This window comes from Pseudarthrobacter sp. NamE2 (genome assembly GCF_005796205.1).
GTDB lineage: Bacteria > Actinomycetota > Actinomycetes > Actinomycetales > Micrococcaceae > Arthrobacter.
This window is the reverse complement of the sequence record NZ_VAHN01000001.1, coordinates 383,344-403,836: the sequence shown is the minus strand read 5'-3', so window position 1 is coordinate 403,836 and position 20,493 is coordinate 383,344. Positions and strand designations below refer to the sequence as shown.

Genomic DNA, 20,493 nt, shown 5'->3' with positions numbered 1-20,493 from the left:
GAAGTTTTCGATTAGCATTATTGGGTGCCTAAAGCCGTAGCTGAAGAAACCGCCCTCGACTCTCCGCCCGTAGCACTGGCTCCCGCCCTGCAGCGTCCCGACCTGTCCCGCCTGGTGGTAAAGGGCGCCCGCGAGCACAACCTCCGGAACGTGGACCTGGACCTGCCGCGCGATGCGATGATCGTCTTTACCGGCCTCTCGGGTTCCGGCAAGTCTTCCCTGGCCTTTGACACCATCTTCGCTGAGGGCCAGCGCCGCTACGTTGAGTCACTCTCTGCGTACGCGCGGCAGTTCCTGGGCCAGGTGGACAAGCCCGACGTGGACTTCATTGAAGGCCTGTCCCCGGCCGTGTCCATCGACCAAAAGTCCACCAGCAAGAACCCGCGTTCAACGGTGGGCACCATCACTGAAATCTACGACTACATGCGCCTGCTCTGGGCGCGCGTTGGCCGTCCCCACTGCCCGGTCTGCGGTGAGCCTGTGGCCAAGCAGACCCCGCAGCAGATCGTGGACCAGCTCCTCGAGCTGGACGAAGGCACCCGCTTCCAGGTCCTGGCGCCCGTGGTGCGGGGACGCAAGGGCGAGTTTGTCGACCTTTTCAAGGAGCTCAGCGCCAAGGGCTACTCCCGCGCAAGGGTGGACGGCGATCTCGTCCAGCTCAGCGACCCGCCCAAGCTCGGCAAGCAGTTCAAGCACACCATCGAAGTAGTGGTTGACCGCCTCGTGGTCAAGGAAGGCATCAGCCAGCGCCTCACCGACTCCATCGAAACCGCGCTGGGGCTCGCCGAAGGCCGTGTCCTGGCTGAGTTCGTGGACCTTGAAGCGGATGATCCGGCACGGATGCGGGCGTTCTCCGAAAACCTGGCGTGCCCCAACGAGCATCCCCTGGCCATCGACGAGATTGAACCCCGGTCCTTCTCGTTCAACAATCCGTTCGGTGCGTGTGCGGCCTGCAGCGGCATTGGAACCAAGCTGGAAGTGGACGAGGAACTCATCGTCCCCAACCCGGAACTCTCGCTGGCCGAAGGTGCCATCGCCCCCTGGTCCCTGGGAACGGCCACCACCGAATACTGGAACCGGCTCCTCGAAGGCCTCGCCAAGGAACTCGGCTTTTCCATGGAGACGCCATGGGAGAAGCTGGGCAAGGACGTCCGGCAAACCGTGCTCCACGGCAAGGACCACAAAGTGGTGGTGCAGTACCGCAACCGCTTTGGCCGGGAACGCAAATACAGCACGGGGTTCGAAGGCGCCATCCAGTATGTCCACCGCAAGCACGGTGAAACCGACTCCGACTGGGCCCGCGACCGCTACGAAGAGTACATGCGGCAGATCCCGTGCCCTGCCTGCAACGGTGCGCGCCTCAACCCCGCTTCACTGTCGGTGCTGATCAACGGCAAGTCCATTGCAGAAGTCTCGGCCCTGCCCATGCGCGAGTGCGCCGACTTCCTGAATACCCTCGTGCTGACCGGCCGGGAAGCCCAGATTGCCCACCAGGTCCTCAAGGAGATCCAGGCACGCCTGACATTCCTCCTGGACGTAGGCCTGGAGTACCTCAACCTGGAGCGGCCCTCCGCCACCCTTTCCGGCGGCGAGGCCCAGCGCATCAGGCTGGCCACGCAAATCGGCTCCGGCCTGGTCGGCGTGCTCTATGTCCTGGACGAGCCGTCCATCGGTTTGCACCAGCGGGACAACCGGCGGCTCATCGAAACCCTGACCAGGCTCCGGGACATGGGCAATACCCTCATTGTGGTGGAACACGACGAGGACACCATCCACGTTGCCGACTGGATTGTCGACATCGGCCCCGGCGCCGGAGAACACGGCGGCCAGGTGGTCCATTCCGGCTCCTACAAGGAACTGCTGGAAAACACCGCATCGCTGACCGGCGACTACCTGTCCGGCCGCAAGAGCATCGAGGTGCCCGGGAAGCGCCGCAAGTACGACAAAAAGCGTGAGATCAAGGTTGTCGGTGCACGCGAGAACAACCTGGACAACGTTGATGCGGCCTTCCCGCTGGGACTGCTGACGGCGGTGACCGGCGTGAGCGGCTCCGGCAAGTCCACCCTGGTGAACGAAATCCTCTACAAGGTGCTGGCGAACAAGCTCAACGGCGCCAAACAGGTAGCGGGACGGCACAAGACAGTCCAGGGACTGGAGCACCTGGACAAGGTGGTCCACGTTGACCAGAGCCCCATCGGCCGCACGCCGCGCTCCAACCCGGCAACCTACACCGGTGTCTTCGACAACATCCGCAAGCTCTTCGCGGAAACCACCGAAGCGAAGGTCCGCGGCTACCTTCCCGGCCGCTTCTCCTTCAACGTCAAAGGCGGCCGCTGCGAGGCCTGCTCCGGTGACGGCACGCTGAAGATTGAGATGAACTTCCTGCCGGACGTCTACGTCCCCTGCGAGGTGTGCCACGGCGCGCGTTACAACCGGGAGACACTGGAAGTGCACTACAAGGGCAAGACCATCGCCGATGTCCTCAACATGCCCATCGAGGAGGCGGCGGAATTCTTCGCGGCGTTCTCGCCCATTGCACGGCACCTGAACACCCTGGTGGACGTGGGCCTTGGCTACGTCCGGCTGGGTCAGCCGGCAACCACCCTGTCCGGCGGCGAGGCGCAGCGCGTCAAACTGGCGGCGGAACTGCAGAAGCGGTCCAACGGCCGGAGTGTCTACGTCCTGGACGAACCCACCACGGGCCTCCACTTCGAGGACATCCGCAAGCTGTTGATGGTGCTGCAGGGTTTGGTGGACAAGGGCAACACCGTCATCACCATTGAGCACAACCTGGACGTGATCAAGAGCGCCGACTGGATCGTGGACCTCGGTCCCGACGGGGGTTCCGGCGGCGGCCGGATCGTGGCGACAGGGACTCCGGAGCAGGTGGCGGCGTCCACCACAAGCCACACCGCTACTTTCCTCGCCGAAATCCTCAGGTGAGGTGCGGGAGTATTCCTCACCAGGCATACGAGTTTCAGGCACTCTTGCAGGCATGAGAAACTAACCCGGTGACCTCAACAACAGTGCCCGTGATCTTTGACCTGGACGGCACTCTTGTCGATCCGGCCGGTGGAATAACAGAAGGCATCGCGGCGGCCCTGACCGCAGTGGGACTGCCCGTTCCCGGCCAGGACCTGCTCCACGCGATGATCGGACCCAAGCTCAGCGATTCCCTGCTCAACGTGGCCCAGGTGCCGGCCCAACTGTTGGATGAGGTCATCCGGCGCTACCGCCAGTACTACATGGAAACCGGCATCGCGCAGGGCCGCCTTTACCCGGGTATGCGTGAAGTCCTGGAGGCGTACGCTGCAGCGGGAAGGCCCATGGCCGTCGCCACGCAGAAGCCGCAGACGCTGGCCCGGACGGTCCTGGCGCATCACGGGATCGGGAAGCTGTTCCAGAGCATCCGTGGTTCCGCGGACGATGAAACCGCCGTGGACGGTGTTCCCCTGGGGAAAACCGAGATCATCGGTGCCGCGCTCAAGGACCTGGAAACCCAGCATGCCCTGATGGTGGGGGACCGGGCCCAGGATGTGTCCGGAGCCATCGCCAACGGGCTTGACTGCATCGGGGTCGCCTGGGGTTTCGCTCCGGACGGCGAACTGGAGGACGCCGGTGCGGTCGCCGTCGTCAACACGGCCGAAGAACTGGCGAAGGCCATCGACAAGCTGCAGGCCATCCACTCTGCCGCCATGAGTGAGGTGACCAACGATGGAAATGTTTGAGACGGTCCGCTGGACCACGCGCAGCCTGATCGCGGGCACCTGCCGGCCCACCGTCGTCGGCATTGACAACGTGCCCACGGACGGGCCGTTCATTGTGGCGCCCAACCATCTGTCCTTTTTTGACAGCGTCATCGTGCAGGCGCTGATGCCCCGCCCGGTCGCCTTTTTCGCCAAGGCGGAGTACTTCACCACCGGCGGGATTAAGGGCAAGGTGATGAAGGCGTTCTTCGAATCGGTGGGATCCATTCCGGTGGAACGCGGCGAGCAGGCGGCCAGCGTCCAGGCGCTCAAGACCCTCCTGGACATCCTTGAGTCGGGCCGCGGCATCGGCATCTATCCCGAGGGCACCCGTTCGCGCGACGGCATCCTTTACCGCGGCCGCACCGGCGTCGGCTGGCTGGCACTGACCACGGGGGCTCCGGTCATCCCCGTGGGCCTGATCGGCACGGAAAACCTGCAGCGTGCCGGCGAAAAGGGGGTCAAGCCGCAGCACTTCACCATGAAGGTGGGGGAGCCACTGTATTTCGACAAGACCGGGCCGGACCACTCCCTGCCGGCACGCCGCGAAGTGACGGACCGGATCATGGACGCCATCGCCGGACTCAGCGGCCAGGAACGCTCCACGAGCTACAACCAGAGCAAAGCCGCGGAATAGCCGGCAGGGGCAGGACAGACCGGCACAGCCACCGGCTGCGGCTCAGTAGAATATATAGGTGGCAAATCCAGCAACGTACCGGCCCAAAACCGGTGAAATCCCCACCAACCCCGGGGTATACCGGTTCCGTGATCCCCATGGCCGGGTCATCTACGTGGGCAAGGCCAAAAGCCTCCGCTCGCGGCTCAACTCCTACTTCGCGAACCCGGCGGGGCTGCTGCCCAAGACCTATGCCATGGTCCACGCGGCCAGCAGCGTGGAATGGACCGTGGTGGGCAGCGAGCTGGAATCGTTGCAGCTGGAATACACCTGGATCAAGGAATTCAAACCGCGGTTCAACGTGGTGTTCCGCGACGACAAGACCTACCCCTACCTGGCCGTCACCCTGGGCGAGAAGTACCCTCGCGTCCAAGTGATGCGCGGGGATAAAAAGAAGGGGACCCGCTACTTCGGCCCCTACACCGCAGGCGCCATCCGGGAAACCATGGACACCCTGCTCCGCGTGTTCCCGGTCCGCAGTTGCAGCGCCGGGGTCTTCAAGCGCGCCGAGGCTACCGGACGTCCCTGCCTCCTGGGCTACATCGACAAATGTTCGGCCCCGTGCGTGGGCCGCATCTCGCCCGAAGACCACCGCGCCCTCGCCGACGATTTCTGCGCCTTCATGGGCGGCGAGGCCAAGCGCTTCATCGCCAAGCTGGAAAAGCAGATGGCGGACGCCGTCGCGGAGCTCGACTACGAGCGTGCCGCCAGGATCCGAGACGACATCGCCGCACTCCGCAAGGTCTTCGAGCGCAATGCGGTGGTGCTTGCCGAAGACACCGATGCCGACATCTTTGCCCTGCACGAGGACGAACTGGAAGCCGCCGTACAGGTGTTCCACGTCCGGGGCGGCCGGATCCGCGGCCAGCGCGGCTGGGTGGTGGAGAAGGTGGAGGATTTCACCACGCCGGACCTGGTGGAGCACCTCCTGCAGCAGGTCTACGGCGGCGACGGCGACAGCCACGGCAGGCTGCCCCGCGAAGTGCTGGTGCCGGTGCAGCCCAGCAACGCGGGAGAACTTGCGCAGTGGCTGGGCGGCATCCGCGGGGCGAAAGTGGACATCCGCGTCCCGCAGCGCGGTGACAAGGCAGCATTGATGTCGACCGTGCGCGAGAACGCCGAGCACGCGCTGAAACTCCACAAGACCCGCCGGGCGGGGGACCTCACCGTCCGTTCCCAGGCGCTCCAGGAACTGCAGGAAGCCCTGGACCTGCCCGTGCCGCTGCTCCGCATCGAGTGCTTCGACGTTTCGCACGTCCAGGGCACCAACGTGGTGGCCTCCATGGTGGTGGTCGAGGACGGGCTGCCGAAGAAGTCGGACTACCGGAAGTTTTCCGTCACCGGGCCGGCAGCCGCTGACGACACAGCAGCCATGCACGACGTGCTGACCCGGCGGTTCCGCCACTACCTGCAGGACAAGTCCGCCCAGGTGGACGAATCTGCGCTGGCCCCGGAACCGGAAGGCGTCCGCAGCACCTCCTCCGCCGTGGACAACGCTGAGCCCGCCGCGGTCCGGGACACTACCACGCCGGCGCCGCGGGCAAAGTTCGCCTATCCGCCCAACCTGGTGGTGGTGGACGGCGGAAAGCCCCAGGTCAACGCTGCCGCCCGGGCGCTGGCGGACCTGGGCATCGATGATGTTTACGTCGTGGGCCTTGCCAAGCGGCTGGAGGAGGTCTGGCTCCCCGACAGTGACTTCCCGGTCATCCTTCCGCGCACGTCGCAGGGCCTGTACCTGCTGCAGCGCATCCGCGATGAGGCCCACCGCTTCGCCATCTCGTTCCACCGGCAAAAGCGCGGCAAGGCGATGACCGTGTCAGCGCTGGACGGTGTCCCCGGGCTGGGAGCGTCCAAGCGCAAGGCACTCCTGGCGCATTTCGGCTCGGTCAAGAGCGTCAAGGCTGCCACCGCGGAAGAGCTTTCCCAGGCGAAGGGGATCGGCCCCGCCCTGGCGGGCGCCATCGTGAACCATTTCTCTGCAGAGGGTCCGGCCGCAGCCACAGTGCCCGCCATCAACATGACCACCGGCGAAATCATCGAATCTTAGCTAGGGTAAGGGACGGGGTTGCGCCGGAGTGCGGCCCTGCGCGGCAACAACAGGAACGGGGCGGACTTAATGGCAGAGACGACGGCGGGATCCGGGGCCAGGCAGGACGGGATGGAACCCGTCAAGCCGCTCGAAGCCGAACTGCTGGTGGTCACCGGAATGTCCGGGGCAGGGCGGAGCACTGCCGCCGACGCCCTCGAGGACCACGGCTGGTACGTCGTGGAGAACCTGCCGCCCCAGATGCTGGGCACCCTGGCGGAACTGGTATCCCACGCCCCGCAGTCCATTCCCCGGCTGGCAGTGGTGATCGACGTCCGCAGCAAGGGCCTGTTCGCGGACATCCGCGCCGCCCTGGGAGCACTGGCGGCCAGTGGAGTCACCTTCCGGGTCCTTTTCCTCGACGCCAGCGACGACGTCCTGGTCCGGCGGTTTGAACAGGGGCGCCGGCCCCACCCGCTGCAGGGCGGCGGCCGTATCCTCGACGGTATCGCTGCCGAGCGCGAGCTGCTCCAGGAACTGCGCGACAGCTCCGACGTCGTCCTGGACACCTCGGGCTACAACGTCCACGGCCTCGCCACCGCCATCACTGAGCTCTTTAGCGAAACCGGGCCGGTGGCCCTGCGGCTGAACATCATGAGCTTCGGTTTCAAGTACGGCCTGCCCGTGGACGCCAACTACGTCGCGGATGTCCGCTTCATCCCCAACCCGCACTGGGTGCCCCAGTTGCGCCCGCATACGGGGCTGGACAAGGACGTGAGCGAATACGTCCTGGAAGCCGAGGGCGTCAAGAACTTCGTTGACCGCTACGTCATGGCGCTGGAGCCGGTCCTGGACGGCTACCGCAGGGAGAACAAGCACTACGCCACTATCGCCGTGGGCTGCACGGGCGGGAAGCACCGCTCGGTGGCTGTCGCCGTCGAACTCTCCAAGAAGCTGGCGCAGTTCCCCCGCGTCACGGTGACCACCACGCACCGGGACCTGGGCCGCGAGTAATGTCGCTGTTTACCGGGGCGCTGCCGCTGGTTCCGCCTGCCTCCGGATCGGCCGCCAGCAAGAAGGACAAGGGGCCCAACGTCGTGGCCCTCGGCGGCGGGCACGGGCTGTCCGCCTCGCTGTCGGCGCTGCGCCTGCTCACCTCCGAGCTCACCGCCGTCGTAACAGTAGCGGACGACGGCGGCTCGTCCGGGCGCCTGCGCGAGGAGTACGGCGTCCTGCCGCCCGGAGACCTGCGCATGGCGCTGTCCGCGCTCTGCGATGACACGGACTGGGGCAGGACCTGGCGTGACGTCATGCAGCACCGCTTCCGCCCCCGCAACGGGCCCGGCGGCTCGCTGGACGAGCACGCCATGGGAAACCTCCTGATCATTACCCTGTGGGAGCTGCTCGGTGACGCCGTGGCAGGACTTAAGTGGGCCGGCGCCCTGCTGGGGGCACGCGGGCAGGTCCTGCCCATGTCCAAGGTTCCGTTGACCATCGAGGGCGACGTCCGCGTGACCGCCCCGGACGGGTCCTCCGTCCTGGAAACCATTTACGGCCAGGCCCGCTGCGCGGTGGCCGGGTCGCTGGAGAACGTCCGGCTCCTCCCCGAGGCCGCACCCGCGTGCACCGAGGCGCTCACTGCCATCGAGCTTGCCGACTGGGTGATCCTGGGACCGGGCTCCTGGTACACCTCCGTGCTGCCGCACTTGCTGCTCCCGGAGATGCGGCAGGCGCTGTGCAACACGCCAGCCAGCCGCTGCCTCACTATGAACCTCGCCACGGACACCAAGGAAACCACCGGCATGACGGCAGCGGACCACCTCGACGTGCTGCGGCGCTACGCCCCGGAGTTCACGGTGGACGTGGTGCTGGCCGATCCGGCGTCCGTGCCCGACCGGCAGGAGTTCGAGCGGGCCGCCGGGATGATCGGCGCCGAGGTGGTCTTGGGTAAAGTAGGGGCGTCGGGACGCCGGCCCGTCCATGATCCCCTGCGTCTGGCGACGGCGTACCAGGACATTTTTGGGAACAGTTAGGAAGGTGCCATGGCACTGACAGCATCGGTCAAGGAAGAACTGTCCCGCCTGGACATCAAGAAGTCATCAGTGCGCAAGGCGGAAGTCTCCGCGATGCTCCGTTTTGCGGGCGGGCTGCACATCATCTCGGGCCGGATCGTCATCGAGGCCGAAGTGGACCTCGCCTCAACAGCGCGGCGGCTCCGTGCCGCTATCGCCGAAGTCTACGGGCACCAGAGCGAAATCATCGTTGTGTCCGCCGGGGGACTGCGACGCGCCAGCAGGTACGTGGTCCGGGTGGTGCGCGACGGCGAGGCGCTGGCCCGGCAGACCGGCCTTCTGGACGGCCGCGGCCGGCCTGTGCGGGGCCTGCCGTCCGCCGTCGTCAACGGTTCCGCTGCCGACGCCGAAGCCGTGTGGCGCGGGGCGTTCCTGGCCCACGGCTCACTCACGGAACCCGGCCGCTCCTCCTCGCTGGAAGTCACCTGCCCGGGTCCGGAATCGGCTTTGGCGCTGGTGGGGGCCGCCCGTCGGCTGGACATCCAGGCAAAGGCGCGCGAAGTGCGGGGCGTGGACCGCGTGGTCATCCGCGACGGCGACACCATCGCCGCCCTGCTCACCCGCATGGGCGCCCACGATGCGCTGATGGTGTGGGAGGAGCGGCGGATGCGGAAGGAAGTCCGCGCCACCGCCAACCGGCTCGCCAACTTTGACGACGCCAACCTGCGCCGCTCAGCCCAGGCCGCCGTGGCAGCAGGGGCACGGGTGGAGCGTGCCCTCGAGATCCTGGGCGATGATGTACCGGAACACCTGCGGTACGCAGGCGAGCTCCGGGTGGCGCACAAGCAGGCCAGCCTGGACGAACTCGGCCGGCTGGCCGATCCCGTCATGACCAAGGACGCCATCGCCGGCCGGATCCGCAGGCTGCTGGCCATGGCGGACAAAAGGGCACTTGACCTCGGCATTCCGGGCACGGACGCCAATGTGACGCCGGAAATGCTGGACGAATGACAGCCCCATAGAATCAAAAAGATTCCGGGCGCCCGCCGCCCGGATGCACAATCCGAGAGTCACCAACCGGACCGAGTGTCCACGATATTGGAGGATTTTGTGACTGAGTACGTATTGCCCGAACTCAAGTACGATTACGCCGCCCTCGAGCCGCACATTTCCGCGCGGATCATGGAGCTGCACCACAGCAAGCACCACGCCACCTACGTCGCTGGCGCCAACAACGCCCTGGCGCAGCTGGCCGAAGCCCGTGAAAAGGGCGACTTCGCCAACATCAACCGGCTCTCCAAGGACCTCGCGTTCCACACCGGCGGCCACGTCAACCACTCCGTGTTCTGGAACAACCTTTCCCCGGACGGCGGCGACAAGCCCGAGGGCGAACTGGCTGCCGCCATCGATGACGCCTTCGGCTCCTTCGACGCTTTCCGCGCCCAGTTCTCCGCCGCCGCGCTCGGCCTGCAGGGCTCGGGCTGGGGCTTCCTGGCCTACGAGCCCATCGGCGGCAACCTCGTCATCGAGCAGCTTTACGACCAGCAGGGCAACACTGCCCTGGGCACCACCCCGCTCCTGATGCTGGACATGTGGGAGCACGCCTTCTACCTGGACTACGTCAACGTGAAGGCCGACTATGTCAAGGCTTTCTGGAACATCGTGAACTGGGCCGACGTCGCCCAGCGCTTCGAGGCAGCCCGCACCAACGCCACGGGACTCATCACCCTTCCGTAGTGACCGGAGCAACACACGCTTGTTACAAACTTCACATTCGGACTTAAACCGGCCGCGATGTGGACCGTCCGCCCCCGCACTTGCGGGGGCGGACCCGTTTAAACGTAAGATAGGTCACGGAAGGCGGTTAGCCTTCAGCAATGAGGCTGGTCGCCCTCCGTCTGTAAATCATCTCTGCCCAATGGCGTGCGGGATCTGTTAGTTGGCTTGAGAGCCCGCTCAACTAGTAGTGCTTCTTCAAGCACCAAGGAGACGAAAAAGTGACGACCCGTATTGGTATCAACGGCTTTGGCCGTATTGGCCGCAACTACTTCCGCGCAGCCCTTGCACAAGGTGCGGACCTGGAGATCGTTGCAGTCAACGACCTCACCAGCCCCGAGGCACTGGCGCACCTGTTCAAGTACGACTCCGTCGGCGGCCGCCTGAAGGAAACCATCGAGGTCAAGGACGGCAACATCGTCGTCAACGGCAACGTCGTCAAGGTGCTGGCCGAGCGCGATCCCGCCAAGCTTCCGTGGGGCGAGCTGGGCGTGGACATCGTGATCGAATCCACCGGCTTCTTCACCAAGGCCGCCGACGCGCAGAAGCACATCGACGCCGGCGCCAAGAAGGTCCTGATTTCCGCTCCGGCTTCGGATGAGGACATCACTATCGTCATGGGTGTGAACCACCACCTGTACGACAACGCCACGCACAACATCATTTCCAACGCGTCCTGCACCACCAACTGCCTCGGCCCCCTGGCCAAGGTGGTCAACGACGAATTCGGCATCGAGCGCGGCCTGATGACCACGGTCCACGCCTACACCGCGGACCAGAACCTGCAGGACGGCCCGCACAAGGACCTGCGGCGTGCCCGCGCCGCCGCCGTCAACATGGTCCCCACCTCAACCGGTGCCGCCAAGGCCATCGGCCTGGTCCTGCCGGAACTGAAGGGTAAGCTCGACGGCTACGCCATCCGCGTCCCCGTCCCCACCGGATCCGCCACGGACCTCACCGTCACCGTTTCCCGCGAGACCACCGTCGAGGAAGTCAACGCCGCCCTCAAGCGCGCTGCCGAGTCCGATGACCTGCAGGGCTTCCTGACCTACACGGAGGAACCGATTGTTTCCTCCGACATCGTCGGCGATCCCGCTTCGTCCATTTTCGACGCCGGCCTTACCAAGGTCATTGGCAACCAGGTCAAGGTTGTGTCCTGGTATGACAACGAATGGGGCTACTCGAACCGACTCGTCGACCTTACGGAGCTTGTCGCATCCAAGCTGGGCTAGGGTTAGGTACATGACATTTCACACCCTCAACGAACTTCTCGCTGAAGGTGTCCGCGGGCGGTACATTCTGGTTCGAAGTGACCTGAATGTGCCGCTCGACGGCTCTACAGTCACTGACGACGGCCGTATCAAGGCCTCACTTCCAGTGCTGTCAAAGCTCACGGACGCCGGTGCCCGCGTGCTGGTAACAGCCCACCTTGGACGCCCCAAGGGCGCGCCCGAGGACAAGTACTCCCTGCGCCCCGCGGTTGCGCGGCTGGCTGAACTGGCCGACTTCAAGGTCACCCTGGCCGGGGACACGGTCGGCAGTTCCGCCAAGGAAGCGGCTGCCTCCCTGCAGGACGGTGAAGTGCTGGTCCTGGAGAACGTCCGCTTCGACGCCCGGGAAACAAGCAAGGACGACGCCGAGCGAGGAGCCTTCGCTGACGAGCTTGTGGCCCTGACCGGAGACAACGGCGCCTACGTCGACGATGCCTTCGGCGCCGTCCACCGTAAGCATGCGAGCGTATACGACGTCGCCACCCGGCTTCCGTCCTACCAGGGCGACCTCGTGCACACCGAAGTGGAAGTCCTGCGCAAGCTCACGGCCGATACCCAGCGCCCCTACGTGGTGGTGCTCGGCGGCTCGAAGGTTTCGGACAAGCTGGCTGTCATCGACAACCTGCTCGGCAAGGCGGACACTATCCTGGTGGGCGGCGGCATGCTGTTCACGTTCCTTGCCGCTGCCGGGCACAAGGTGGCCTCCAGCCTGCTCGAGGAAGACCAGATCCCCGTGGTGCAGGACTACCTCAAGCGCGCCGCGGACGCCGGCACCGAGTTCGTCATCCCCACTGACGTGGTGGTGGCTGAGAAGTTCGCCGCCGACGCTGCCCACGAGACAGTTGCTGCCGACTCCATCGAGGCGAGCAGCTTCGGCACGCAGGGCATCGGCCTGGACATCGGACCTGAGTCCGCCGCGGCTTTTGCCGGCAGGATCAAGGGTGCCCGCACGGTCTTCTGGAACGGTCCCATGGGTGTCTTCGAGTTCGAGGCCTTCTCCGCCGGGACCCGTGCCATCGCCCAGGCCCTGACCGAGACTGAAGCGTTTACCGTGGTGGGCGGCGGCGACTCCGCTGCAGCCGTGCGTACCCTCGGGTTCGCCGACGATCAGTTCGGCCACATTTCCACCGGCGGCGGTGCGAGCCTTGAATACCTCGAAGGCAAGGAACTGCCGGGCCTCAGCGTCCTGGACCGCTAGCCCAATTCTGCCCAGTCCTCCGGCCGGCAGGTTGCCCGCGGCAGCCTGCCGGCCGCACACATATAAGACACTTTTGGAGAACACGTGACCACGTCAACGAACGGCGCTTTCGACCGCAAGCCCTTCATCGCGGGCAACTGGAAAATGAACATGGACCACGTGCAGGGCATCACGCTCTTGCAGAAACTGGCGTGGACCCTCTCCGACGCCAAGCACGACTACAGCCGGGTCGAGGTTGCGGTCTTTCCGCCCTTTACGGACCTCCGCGGCGTCCAGACCCTCGTCCAGGGCGATGACCTGGAGATTGCTTATGGCGGCCAGGACCTGTCCCAGTTCGACTCGGGTGCCTACACCGGCGACATCTCCGGCCAGTTCCTGGGCAAGCTTGGGTGCAAATATGTCCTGGTGGGCCACAGCGAACGCCGGACCATCCACAACGAGAGCGATGAGGTCCTCAACGCCAAGGTCAAGGCCGCCTTCAGGCACGGCGTCACCCCCGTCCTCTGCGTCGGCGAAGGACTGGACATCCGCCAGGCAGGCACACACGTGAACCACACGCTGGAGCAGCTCCGTGCCGGCGTTGCCGGACTGTCCACTGAGCAGGCCGCCGAACTTGTTGTGGCCTACGAACCCGTCTGGGCCATCGGCACCGGCGAGGTCGCCGGCCCCGGGGACGCACAGGAGATGTGTGCCGCGATCCGTGCCGAACTCGGGTCGCTGTTCGGAGCAGACGTGGCGGCAAAGACCCGGCTGCTGTACGGCGGTTCGGTCAAGGCCAGCAATGTGGCCGCCATCCTGCAGGAGCCGGACGTGGACGGCGTCCTGGTGGGTGGCGCCAGCCTCGATCCCGCCGAATTTGCTAATATTGTCAGGTTCGAGAGTCACCTGGTGACGGACTGATCCGTCCCGCCGCACACACTCCCGCAGATCCAACTTCCTGAAAGGCCGTCGTGGACGTTCTTCATGTCATTTTGCAGATCCTCCTGGGCATCACCAGCCTCCTGCTGACGCTGCTCATCCTCCTTCACAAAGGACGGGGCGGCGGTCTCTCGGACATGTTCGGCGGCGGCATGAGCTCAGGACTCAGCTCGTCCGGTGTTGCAGAACGCAACCTCAACCGGTTCACCGTGATCCTTGGTGTCACCTGGGGTATTGTGATCATCGCCCTCGGCCTGATCATGCGGTTCAGCGGCGGCGACTCCTGACGGTTACCGCCTGATGCGGTACCCGCGGGCACTCCCGCAGGACGGATCCGCCTACTAAACTGTGGCTGTCGGTTTTCGACAGCCACAGTTTCTTTTTAACAGTTGATTTTCGAGGCAGGAGTTCCGATGGTCCACCCAGCGTCAGGCTTCCGCGGGACCCGGGCAGGGGTAACGGCAGGAAGCGGATCCAGCCTCCAGTCCAATGACGACCAGGGGAGCCCGCCGCCGCGGATCCGGGTGTCCTACTGGTGCGCCAAAGGCCACGAAACCCAGCCCGTCTTCCTGAAGCTCCCCGAGGATCAGATTCCGGCCGTTTGGGACTGCAGGCGGTGCGGCGGTCCGGCCACCAGGGACGGGCAGGCAGCTGCGGCTGCGGACGCGTTCGAGGACGGCTACAAGACCCACCTGGAATACGTTAAAGACAGACGCTCCGGCCAGGACGCCGAAGATGTCCTGGCCGGAGCGTTGGAAAAGCTACGCGCCCGCGGCGTCCTTCCGGACGAGCTGCTGCGGGACACGTGACGCAGCGTTTTCATCAATGAGCCACAGGGTACGTGACGTTCCCCGCGGGCCCGCAGCCGGAACCTGAATGGGGTTGGCCCCCGCCAGCGCGAGGCCGACCGCACCTGCCTTGTCCTCGCCCGCCACCACCATCCAGACCTCTGCGGCGGTGTTGATGGCAGGAAGCGTCAGTGACATACGGAGCGGAGGCGGCTTGGGCGAGTTCCGGACACCCACCACGGTGCGTTCCTTCTCCCGGATGCCTGCCTGCTCAGGGAACAGCGAAGCGACATGGGCGTCGGGGCCGACGCCCAGCAGTACAACATCCAGCCGGGGGAGTGCGGCCGGGTCCTCCGGACGGTCGTCCGACATGTCCGCAGCGTGCTCCGCGGCCGCGGCCTCCCGGAGGCGGCGGGCGTAGTCCTCCGCGGCCTCCTCCGGCGTAGCGAACTCGTCCGCGGAACCCGGCTGGTGCACCCGGTCCGGGTCAACCGGAATGTGCGAGAGCAGCGCATCGAAGGCCTGCTTCGTGTTGCGGTCCGCGTCCGCGGAGCCAACAAAACGCTCGTCGCCCCACCAGAAGTTCACCTTGGACCAGTCGACGGCAGGTGCTGCCGGAGAGTCAGCAACAGCTTTCAGCGTACCGATGCCCACGGTACCCCCGGTCAGCACCACAGTGGCCTCGCCGTACTTGTCCTGCACGTCCACGAGCTTGGTGATCAGCCGGGCCGCGATGGCCGCCATCAGGACAGACGAATCAGGATGGATGCTTACTCTGGGCTCAACGCTCACTGGGACGGACGCTCCTTAGATTGGTACGTGGCAGTCCCATAGTAATCACTTCGCCAAACACTTCATCCGGGTCAAGGCGGCGGAGCTCCTCGGCGAGGCAGTCCCGGAGGCTGCGGCGGGGCAGGGAGATCCGTTGGGCCGGCTGGCCGGGCTGGGTGAGTTCCGCGATGGAAAGCCCCGGGCGGAAGAGCTGGATGTCGCCACCGGGACGGGTCAGGCGTACGCGGCGGATGCCAGTGCCTGCCGGATCCGCGACGATGGTGACGGGCGCCTCCAAGGCCAGCGTGAGCCAGGCCGCCAGGAGGATGGTGCTTGGCGAATCCGAGGCACCTTCAACCGCGACGGCGGTCACGGGCGACGGGTCCGCTTCATCCAGGGCGGCGGCGAGTTGGATCCGCCAGTTGGTGAGGCGGGTCCAAGCGAGGTCGGTGTCGCCGGCGCGGTAGGTCTTGTGGATGGTTTCCAGGGCGGCCTGGGGGTCGGGTTCGTTCGCGGAGTCGGTGATCCGGCGGTGGGCGATCCGGCCGATGGAGGTTTCGCAGGCGTTTTCCGGGGCGCCGTGCGGCCACCAGGCCACGATCGGAGCGTCGGGGAGCAGCAGCGCGGCCACCAGGGACTCGGATTCGTGGGCGAGCTGGCCGTAGCCGCGCAGCACGATCACTTCGGAGGCGCCGGCGTCCCCGCCGACCCGGATCTGGGCGTCCAGCCGGTCCTCGGCGTCTGCCCCGGCGTCGGCCAGGACGATGATCCGGCAGGGGTGTTCCCGGCTGGCCTCGTTCGCGGCTTCGATCGCCTCTTCCTCCAGGCCGGACCGGGTGACCACCACGAGGGTCAGGACCCGGCCCAGGGCGATCACGCCGCCCTGTTCGCGCAGGGCCATGAGCTTTTTGGACACATTCGAGGTGGTGGTCTCCGGCAGGTCTACGATCATGGCCTTCTCCAGGTTCGTCCGTCACGGGCCAGCAGCTCATCGGCGCTGGCCGGGCCCCAGGATCCCGGGGCATAGGGTTCGGGCTGTTCGTCCAGGGTGGCCCAGTATTCCTCGAACGGGTCAAGGATCTTCCAGGACAGCTCCACTTCCTCATGCCGCGGGAACAACGGCGGCTCACCCAGCAGCACATCCAGGATCAGCCGCTCATACGCCTCCGGGGAGGATTCGGTAAACGAGTGCCCGTACCCGAAGTCCATCGTGACATCGCGGACTTCCATCTGCGTGCCCGGGACCTTGGATCCGAACCGGATGGTCACACCCTCGTCCGGCTGGACCCGGATCACCACGGCGTTCTGGCCGAAGTCATCATCACTGTGGTCGCGGAACAGCAGGTTGGGGGCGCGTTTGAACACCACGGCGATCTCCGTGACCCGCCTGCCCAGGCGTTTGCCGGCCCGCAGGTAGAACGGCACACCGGACCAGCGGCGGGTGTGGATGTCCACCCGGATCGCGGCGAACGTTTCGGTGGTCGAATCGGCCGGGATGCCTTCTTCTTCCAGGTAGCCCTGCACCTGCTCCCCGCCCTGCCAGCCGCCGGTGAACTGCCCCCGCGCCGAATGCGTGGACAGGTCCTCCGGAAGCTTGACGGCGGCGAGGACCTTTTCCTTTTCCGCGCGCAGGTCATCGGCGTTGAACGAGATCGGCTCCTCCATCGCCGTCAGCGCCAGCAGCTGCAGCAGGTGGTTCTGGATCACGTCCCTCGCGGCGCCCACGCCGTCGTAATACCCTGCCCGGCCGCCGGTGCCGATGTCCTCGGCCATGGTGATCTGCACATGGTCAACGTAGTTCGCGTTCCACAACGGCTCGAACAACTGGTTCGCGAACCGCAAGGCCAGGATGTTCTGCACCGTTTCCTTGCCCAGGTAATGATCAATCCGGAACACCGCGTCCGGCGGGAACACCGACTCCACGATGTCGTTGAGCGCCCGGGCCGATTCCAGGTCATGACCGAACGGCTTCTCAATCACCACCCGGCGCCATTTGTCCCCGTCCGCCTGCGCCAGGCCATGCCGGGACAGCTGCCGGCACACCTGCTCAAACGCCTTGGGCGGAATGGACAGATAGAACGCGTGGTTGCCGCGTGTGCCGCGGACGTCATCGAGTTCCTTGACCACCTCGCCCAACCGCTCGAACGCGGCGTCATCATCGAACCCGCCCTGCACGAACCGGATCCCCTCGGAAAGCTGGTTCCACACCGCCTCATCAAACGGGGTCCGCGCGAAGGACTGCACCGAGGACTTCACCTGTGCCGCGAACTCGGCATCACTCCACCCACGCCGGCCAAAACCCACCAACGCGAAGCTCGGCGGCAACAACCCACGGTTGGCCAGGTCATAGACCGCCGGCAACAACTTCTTCCGGGCCAAATCCCCCGTCACCCCAAACAGCACAAGCGACGACGGACCCGCAATCCGGCTCAAACGACGATCCCGCGGATCCCGCAACGGATTCCGCAACAACTTCCCCGGACGCGACCCGGAAGTTCTGCCGTATTCAGTTTCTGGCATGTTGCTTGTGCGCCTTTAGCTTTCGGTAACGGATGCCCGGGCAGAGAGCGCTGCGACAATGTCCTGCAGCTGCGCCACGCCGGCGGCACGGTTGGTCAGGTGCAGGCGCAGCACGGGACGGCCGTGTTCGCCCAGTACCTGGGCGTCGCCTGCAGCCTGCGCGGCGATCAGTTCACCGAACGTGAAGGGGCGGTCCGGGATGGCCAGATCTTCGGCCGGTTCGGCGGTCACCTGGAGGAAGACGCCGATGGCAGGGCCGCCCTTGTGGAACTGGCCGGTGGAGTGCAGGAACCGCGGGCCCCACCCGAAGGTGACCGGGCGGCCGGTGGCGGCTGCCAGTTCGTCGCGGATTCCTTCCAGCCCGGCAAAGGCCAGGCGGTCGAAGTACGCCTGGACGCTGAGGTAGCTGTCCGCCTCGAGCGTGCCCAGCAGCGCCTTCACAGCGCCCTCGGCAGTGGCAGCGTCGGCGAGCCAGTCGCCACCGCGGACCTCGATGGCACCGTCAACGAATGCTGCAGGCGTCGGTTCCGGCTGCGCATCCAGCAGGCCATGGGCGGCTACCTTCGCAGCTTCCACGTCCGGCTGGTCGAAGGGATTGATCCCCAGCAGCCGGCCCGCCACCGCGGTGGCGAATTCCCATACCAGCATCTGCGTGGCCAGGCCACCGGCGATCGCAACCTGGTTGTCGCCAAGTTCGACGTCGGCATCCGCGCTCACCAGCCGCACCACCAGGATGTCCGATGCGCCCGAGTTGACTTCGGGGGCGTTGGCGCCGGCCACCACAGGAAGGACGCCGGTCCCAAGCTTGCCCGTTGATTCAGCAATGAGCTGCTCGGCCCAGTCTGCAAAACCAACAATGCCGGAGCCGTCCTCGGCAATGACGATCTTGTTCCGCAGCGGGACGGTTCCGCCCAGCGCCGCGCCGAGGGCGAGCCCGATGTTCTCGCTTGCATCGTCATTGAGGATTTCGGCGGCTTCTTCGGCTTCATCCAGGAAGGCCTGGATGTCCACACCGGCCAGGCCGCAGGGAACCAGCCCGAATGCGGTCAGCGCGGAGAACCGTCCGCCGACGTTCGGGTCGGCATTGAAGACCGCCCGGTAGCCTGCCTCACGCGAGGCCTTGTCCAGCGGCGAGCCGGGATCGGTGACAACGATGATGCGGCTCTTGGCATCGAGGCCTGCCTCGGTGAAGACGTGTTCGAAAATCCTGCGCTGGGAGTCGGTCTCCACGGTGGATCCGGACTTGGACGACACCACGATGGCTGTCTGGGCCAGCCGGTCAGCCAGGGCAGCGCGGACCTGGTCAGGATCGGTGCTGTCCAGCACGGTCAGCTCGACGCCGGCCGTGCCGGCGATGACCTCGGGCGCCAGGGACGATCCGCCCATGCCGCAGAGAACCATCCGGGTCACTCCTTCCGCCCGAAGGGCGTCACGGAGTTCCAGGATGTCCTTGACCAGCGGCTGCGAGACGCTGGCCGCTTCCACCCAGCCGAGCCGGATGGCCGACTCGGCTTCCGCGTCCGGGCCCCACAGGGTGTGGTCCTTTGCGAAAATGCGGGTGGCAACGCGGTCCTCAACCAGGGTGGGAAGGTGCTGTTCGAGTGCCTGCCGGGCAGCGCCGGTGGCGTCGTAGCTGAGAGTGCTCATAGGGGACTAAGAAGCCTTCCGTGCAGAGGCGAGGGCGCCTTCAACGTCGGCCAGCAGTTCCTTCCAGCTGGCCACGAACTTGTCCAGGCCTTCGGACTCCAGAAGGGCGACGACGTCGTTGTAGGAAATGCCGAGCTTCTCCAGGGCATCCAGCGTGGCGTTGGCTTCGGCGTACGTGCCGGAGATGGTGTTGCCGGTGACCACGCCGTGGTCGAAGGTGGCGTCCAGGGTCTTCTCGGGCATGGTGTTGACGACACCGGGTGCGACGAGTTCGGTGACGTAGAGGGTGTCCGGGTAGGCCGGGTCCTTGACGCCGGTAGAAGCCCAGAGCGGGCGCTGGGGGAGGGCGCCGGCTTCGGCGAGAAGGGCCCAGCGCTCGGTGGAGAAGAGTTCCTCGTATACCTGGTAGGCGAGACGGGCGTTTGCGACGCCGGCCTTGCCCTTGAGTGCGTTCGCTTCCTCGGTGCCGATGGCGCTGAGGCGCTTATCGATTTCGGTGTCCACGCGGGAGACGAAGAAGGACGCCACCGAGTGGATCCTGGAGAGATCGTGCCCGTTTTCCCTGGCCTGCTCCAGGCCGGACTGGAAGGCATTGATGACGGCGCGGTAGCGCTCCAGGGAGAAGATCAGGGTGACGTTCACGCTGATGCCCTCGGCCAGGGTGGCGGTGATCGCCTCAAGGCCTTCGAGCGTGGCGGGGATCTTGATCAGGACGTTGTCCTTATTGACCTTCTTATAGAGGTGCTTTGCCTCGGCAATGGTGCCGGCGGTGTCCCAGGCAAGGCGGGGGTCCACTTCGATGGACACCCGGCCGTCAACACCGTTGGTCGCTGCAGCCACGGGGGCGAAGAGGTCGCAGGCGTCGGCGACGTCGGTGGTGGTGATTTCGAAGATGGTGTCTTCGATGCTCGCGCCGGCTGCAGCCGAGGCTGCGATGGTGGCGTCGTAGTCGGTGCCTGCGGTGATGGCGGCATGGAAGATGGACGGGTTGGTGGTCACGCCAACCACATTCTTCTCTTCGATGAGCCTGGCCAGGGTGCCGGTTTCAAGCCGGCCGCGGGACAGGTCGTCGAGCCAGATGGAGACGCCGGCGTCGGAAAGCTGCTGGGTGGGGGTAGTCATTTGTTTTATCTCCTGAAATTCG

18 protein-coding genes are annotated in these 20,493 nt (G+C 65.7%); 13 read left to right on the top strand and 5 right to left on the bottom strand.

Translation table 11 applies throughout. The annotated features are described in order from the left end of the window. Positions 1-24: 24 nt before the first annotated feature. The 13 genes from uvrA to FDW83_RS01890 all read left to right on the top strand — a co-directional run bounded on the left by uvrA (position 25) and on the right by FDW83_RS01890 (position 14,432). Positions 25-2,943, top strand: a complete 2,919-nt coding sequence (gene uvrA, locus FDW83_RS01950) for an excinuclease ABC subunit UvrA (RefSeq protein ID WP_138135913.1) — start codon at positions 25-27, stop codon at positions 2,941-2,943. Between the two features lie 68 nt (positions 2,944-3,011). Further along, complete coding sequence (locus FDW83_RS01945; RefSeq protein WP_138135912.1) at positions 3,012-3,728, top strand: HAD hydrolase-like protein; 717 nt, start codon at positions 3,012-3,014, stop codon at positions 3,726-3,728. Then, positions 3,715-4,383 (top strand): 1-acyl-sn-glycerol-3-phosphate acyltransferase, encoded by a 669-nt coding sequence (locus FDW83_RS01940; protein ID WP_138135911.1) that lies wholly within the window; start codon positions 3,715-3,717, stop codon positions 4,381-4,383. The genes FDW83_RS01945 and FDW83_RS01940 overlap by 14 nt, the downstream gene beginning before the upstream one ends. 58 nt (positions 4,384-4,441) lie before the next feature. Beyond that, positions 4,442-6,469, top strand: coding sequence for an excinuclease ABC subunit UvrC (gene uvrC / locus FDW83_RS01935; RefSeq protein WP_138135910.1), 2,028 nt, complete (start codon positions 4,442-4,444; stop codon positions 6,467-6,469). 69 nt (positions 6,470-6,538) lie between these two features. Beyond that, the gene (gene rapZ / locus FDW83_RS01930) at positions 6,539-7,462 is read left to right on the top strand and encodes an RNase adapter RapZ (RefSeq protein WP_138135909.1); all 924 of its coding nucleotides are present in this window, start codon (positions 6,539-6,541) and stop codon (positions 7,460-7,462) included. Beyond that, on the top strand, positions 7,462-8,481 hold the full coding sequence (gene yvcK, locus FDW83_RS01925; RefSeq protein WP_138135908.1) for a uridine diphosphate-N-acetylglucosamine-binding protein YvcK: 1,020 nt from the start codon (positions 7,462-7,464) through the stop codon (positions 8,479-8,481). The genes rapZ and yvcK overlap by 1 nt, the downstream gene beginning before the upstream one ends. A gap of 9 nt (positions 8,482-8,490) precedes the next feature. Beyond that, complete coding sequence (gene whiA / locus FDW83_RS01920) at positions 8,491-9,471, top strand: DNA-binding protein WhiA (RefSeq protein ID WP_138135907.1); 981 nt, start codon at positions 8,491-8,493, stop codon at positions 9,469-9,471. Positions 9,472-9,570: 99 nt separating this feature from the next. After that, positions 9,571-10,197, top strand: a complete 627-nt coding sequence (locus tag FDW83_RS01915; RefSeq protein WP_138135906.1) for a superoxide dismutase — start codon at positions 9,571-9,573, stop codon at positions 10,195-10,197. Between the two features lie 260 nt (positions 10,198-10,457). Next, positions 10,458-11,468 carry a type I glyceraldehyde-3-phosphate dehydrogenase gene (gene gap / locus FDW83_RS01910; RefSeq protein ID WP_138135905.1) on the top strand — a complete coding sequence of 337 codons (1,011 nt, stop codon included), beginning with the start codon at positions 10,458-10,460 and terminating at the stop codon, positions 11,466-11,468. Positions 11,469-11,478: 10 nt separating this feature from the next. Next, positions 11,479-12,705, top strand: a complete 1,227-nt coding sequence (gene pgk, locus FDW83_RS01905; protein ID WP_138135904.1) for a phosphoglycerate kinase — start codon at positions 11,479-11,481, stop codon at positions 12,703-12,705. An 84-nt stretch (positions 12,706-12,789) separates the two neighbouring features. Continuing rightward, entirely contained in the window at positions 12,790-13,605 is an 816-nt protein-coding gene (tpiA, locus tag FDW83_RS01900; RefSeq protein WP_138135903.1) for a triose-phosphate isomerase, read from the top strand. A 50-nt stretch (positions 13,606-13,655) separates the two neighbouring features. After that, entirely contained in the window at positions 13,656-13,910 is a 255-nt protein-coding gene (gene secG / locus FDW83_RS01895) for a preprotein translocase subunit SecG (protein WP_009357659.1), read from the top strand. 126 nt (positions 13,911-14,036) lie between these two features. Continuing rightward, positions 14,037-14,432, top strand: coding sequence for an RNA polymerase-binding protein RbpA (locus tag FDW83_RS01890; RefSeq protein ID WP_138135902.1), 396 nt, complete (start codon positions 14,037-14,039; stop codon positions 14,430-14,432). On the opposite strand, the gene pgl is transcribed toward FDW83_RS01890, so the two are convergent. From pgl to tal, 5 genes are read right to left on the bottom strand one after another with little or no spacing between them, the layout of a single operon-like run. Further along, positions 14,385-15,203: a 6-phosphogluconolactonase gene (gene pgl / locus FDW83_RS01885; protein WP_138135901.1), complete on the bottom strand. Its 819-nt coding sequence runs from the start codon at positions 15,201-15,203 to the stop codon at positions 14,385-14,387. The two genes, FDW83_RS01890 and pgl, sit on opposite strands and share 48 nt — an antisense overlap. Then, a complete protein-coding gene (locus FDW83_RS01880; RefSeq protein ID WP_138135900.1) occupies positions 15,193-16,134 on the bottom strand; it encodes a glucose-6-phosphate dehydrogenase assembly protein OpcA in 942 nt (313 codons plus the stop codon). Before FDW83_RS01880 ends, pgl begins: the two co-directional genes overlap by 11 nt. Then, positions 16,131-17,702, bottom strand: coding sequence for a glucose-6-phosphate dehydrogenase (zwf, locus tag FDW83_RS01875; RefSeq protein ID WP_171027408.1), 1,572 nt, complete (start codon positions 17,700-17,702; stop codon positions 16,131-16,133). Before zwf ends, FDW83_RS01880 begins: the two co-directional genes overlap by 4 nt. Before the next feature lie 15 nt (positions 17,703-17,717). Then, positions 17,718-19,349 carry a glucose-6-phosphate isomerase gene (locus tag FDW83_RS01870; RefSeq protein ID WP_138135899.1) on the bottom strand — a complete coding sequence of 544 codons (1,632 nt, stop codon included), beginning with the start codon at positions 19,347-19,349 and terminating at the stop codon, positions 17,718-17,720. 6 nt (positions 19,350-19,355) lie between these two features. Then, entirely contained in the window at positions 19,356-20,471 is a 1,116-nt protein-coding gene (gene tal, locus FDW83_RS01865) for a transaldolase (RefSeq protein ID WP_138135898.1), read from the bottom strand. Positions 20,472-20,493: the final 22 nt, after the last annotated feature.

What these genes read in the sequence shown, in the direction of transcription:
- zwf (WP_171027408.1), bottom strand. Translation starts at nt 17,702, where the DNA reads ATGCCAGAAACTGAATACGGCAGAACTTCCGGGTCGCGTCCGGGGAAG.
- pgk (WP_138135904.1), top strand. Translation starts at nt 11,479, where the DNA reads ATGACATTTCACACCCTCAACGAACTTCTCGCTGAAGGTGTCCGCGGG.
- FDW83_RS01880 (WP_138135900.1), bottom strand. Translation starts at nt 16,134, where the DNA reads ATGATCGTAGACCTGCCGGAGACCACCACCTCGAATGTGTCCAAAAAG.
- tal (WP_138135898.1), bottom strand. Translation starts at nt 20,471, where the DNA reads ATGACTACCCCCACCCAGCAGCTTTCCGACGCCGGCGTCTCCATCTGG.
- FDW83_RS01890 (WP_138135902.1), top strand. Translation starts at nt 14,037, where the DNA reads ATGGTCCACCCAGCGTCAGGCTTCCGCGGGACCCGGGCAGGGGTAACG.
- whiA (WP_138135907.1), top strand. Translation starts at nt 8,491, where the DNA reads ATGGCACTGACAGCATCGGTCAAGGAAGAACTGTCCCGCCTGGACATC.
- rapZ (WP_138135909.1), top strand. Translation starts at nt 6,539, where the DNA reads ATGGCAGAGACGACGGCGGGATCCGGGGCCAGGCAGGACGGGATGGAA.
- FDW83_RS01870 (WP_138135899.1), bottom strand. Translation starts at nt 19,349, where the DNA reads ATGAGCACTCTCAGCTACGACGCCACCGGCGCTGCCCGGCAGGCACTC.
- FDW83_RS01940 (WP_138135911.1), top strand. Translation starts at nt 3,715, where the DNA reads ATGGAAATGTTTGAGACGGTCCGCTGGACCACGCGCAGCCTGATCGCG.
- yvcK (WP_138135908.1), top strand. Translation starts at nt 7,462, where the DNA reads ATGTCGCTGTTTACCGGGGCGCTGCCGCTGGTTCCGCCTGCCTCCGGA.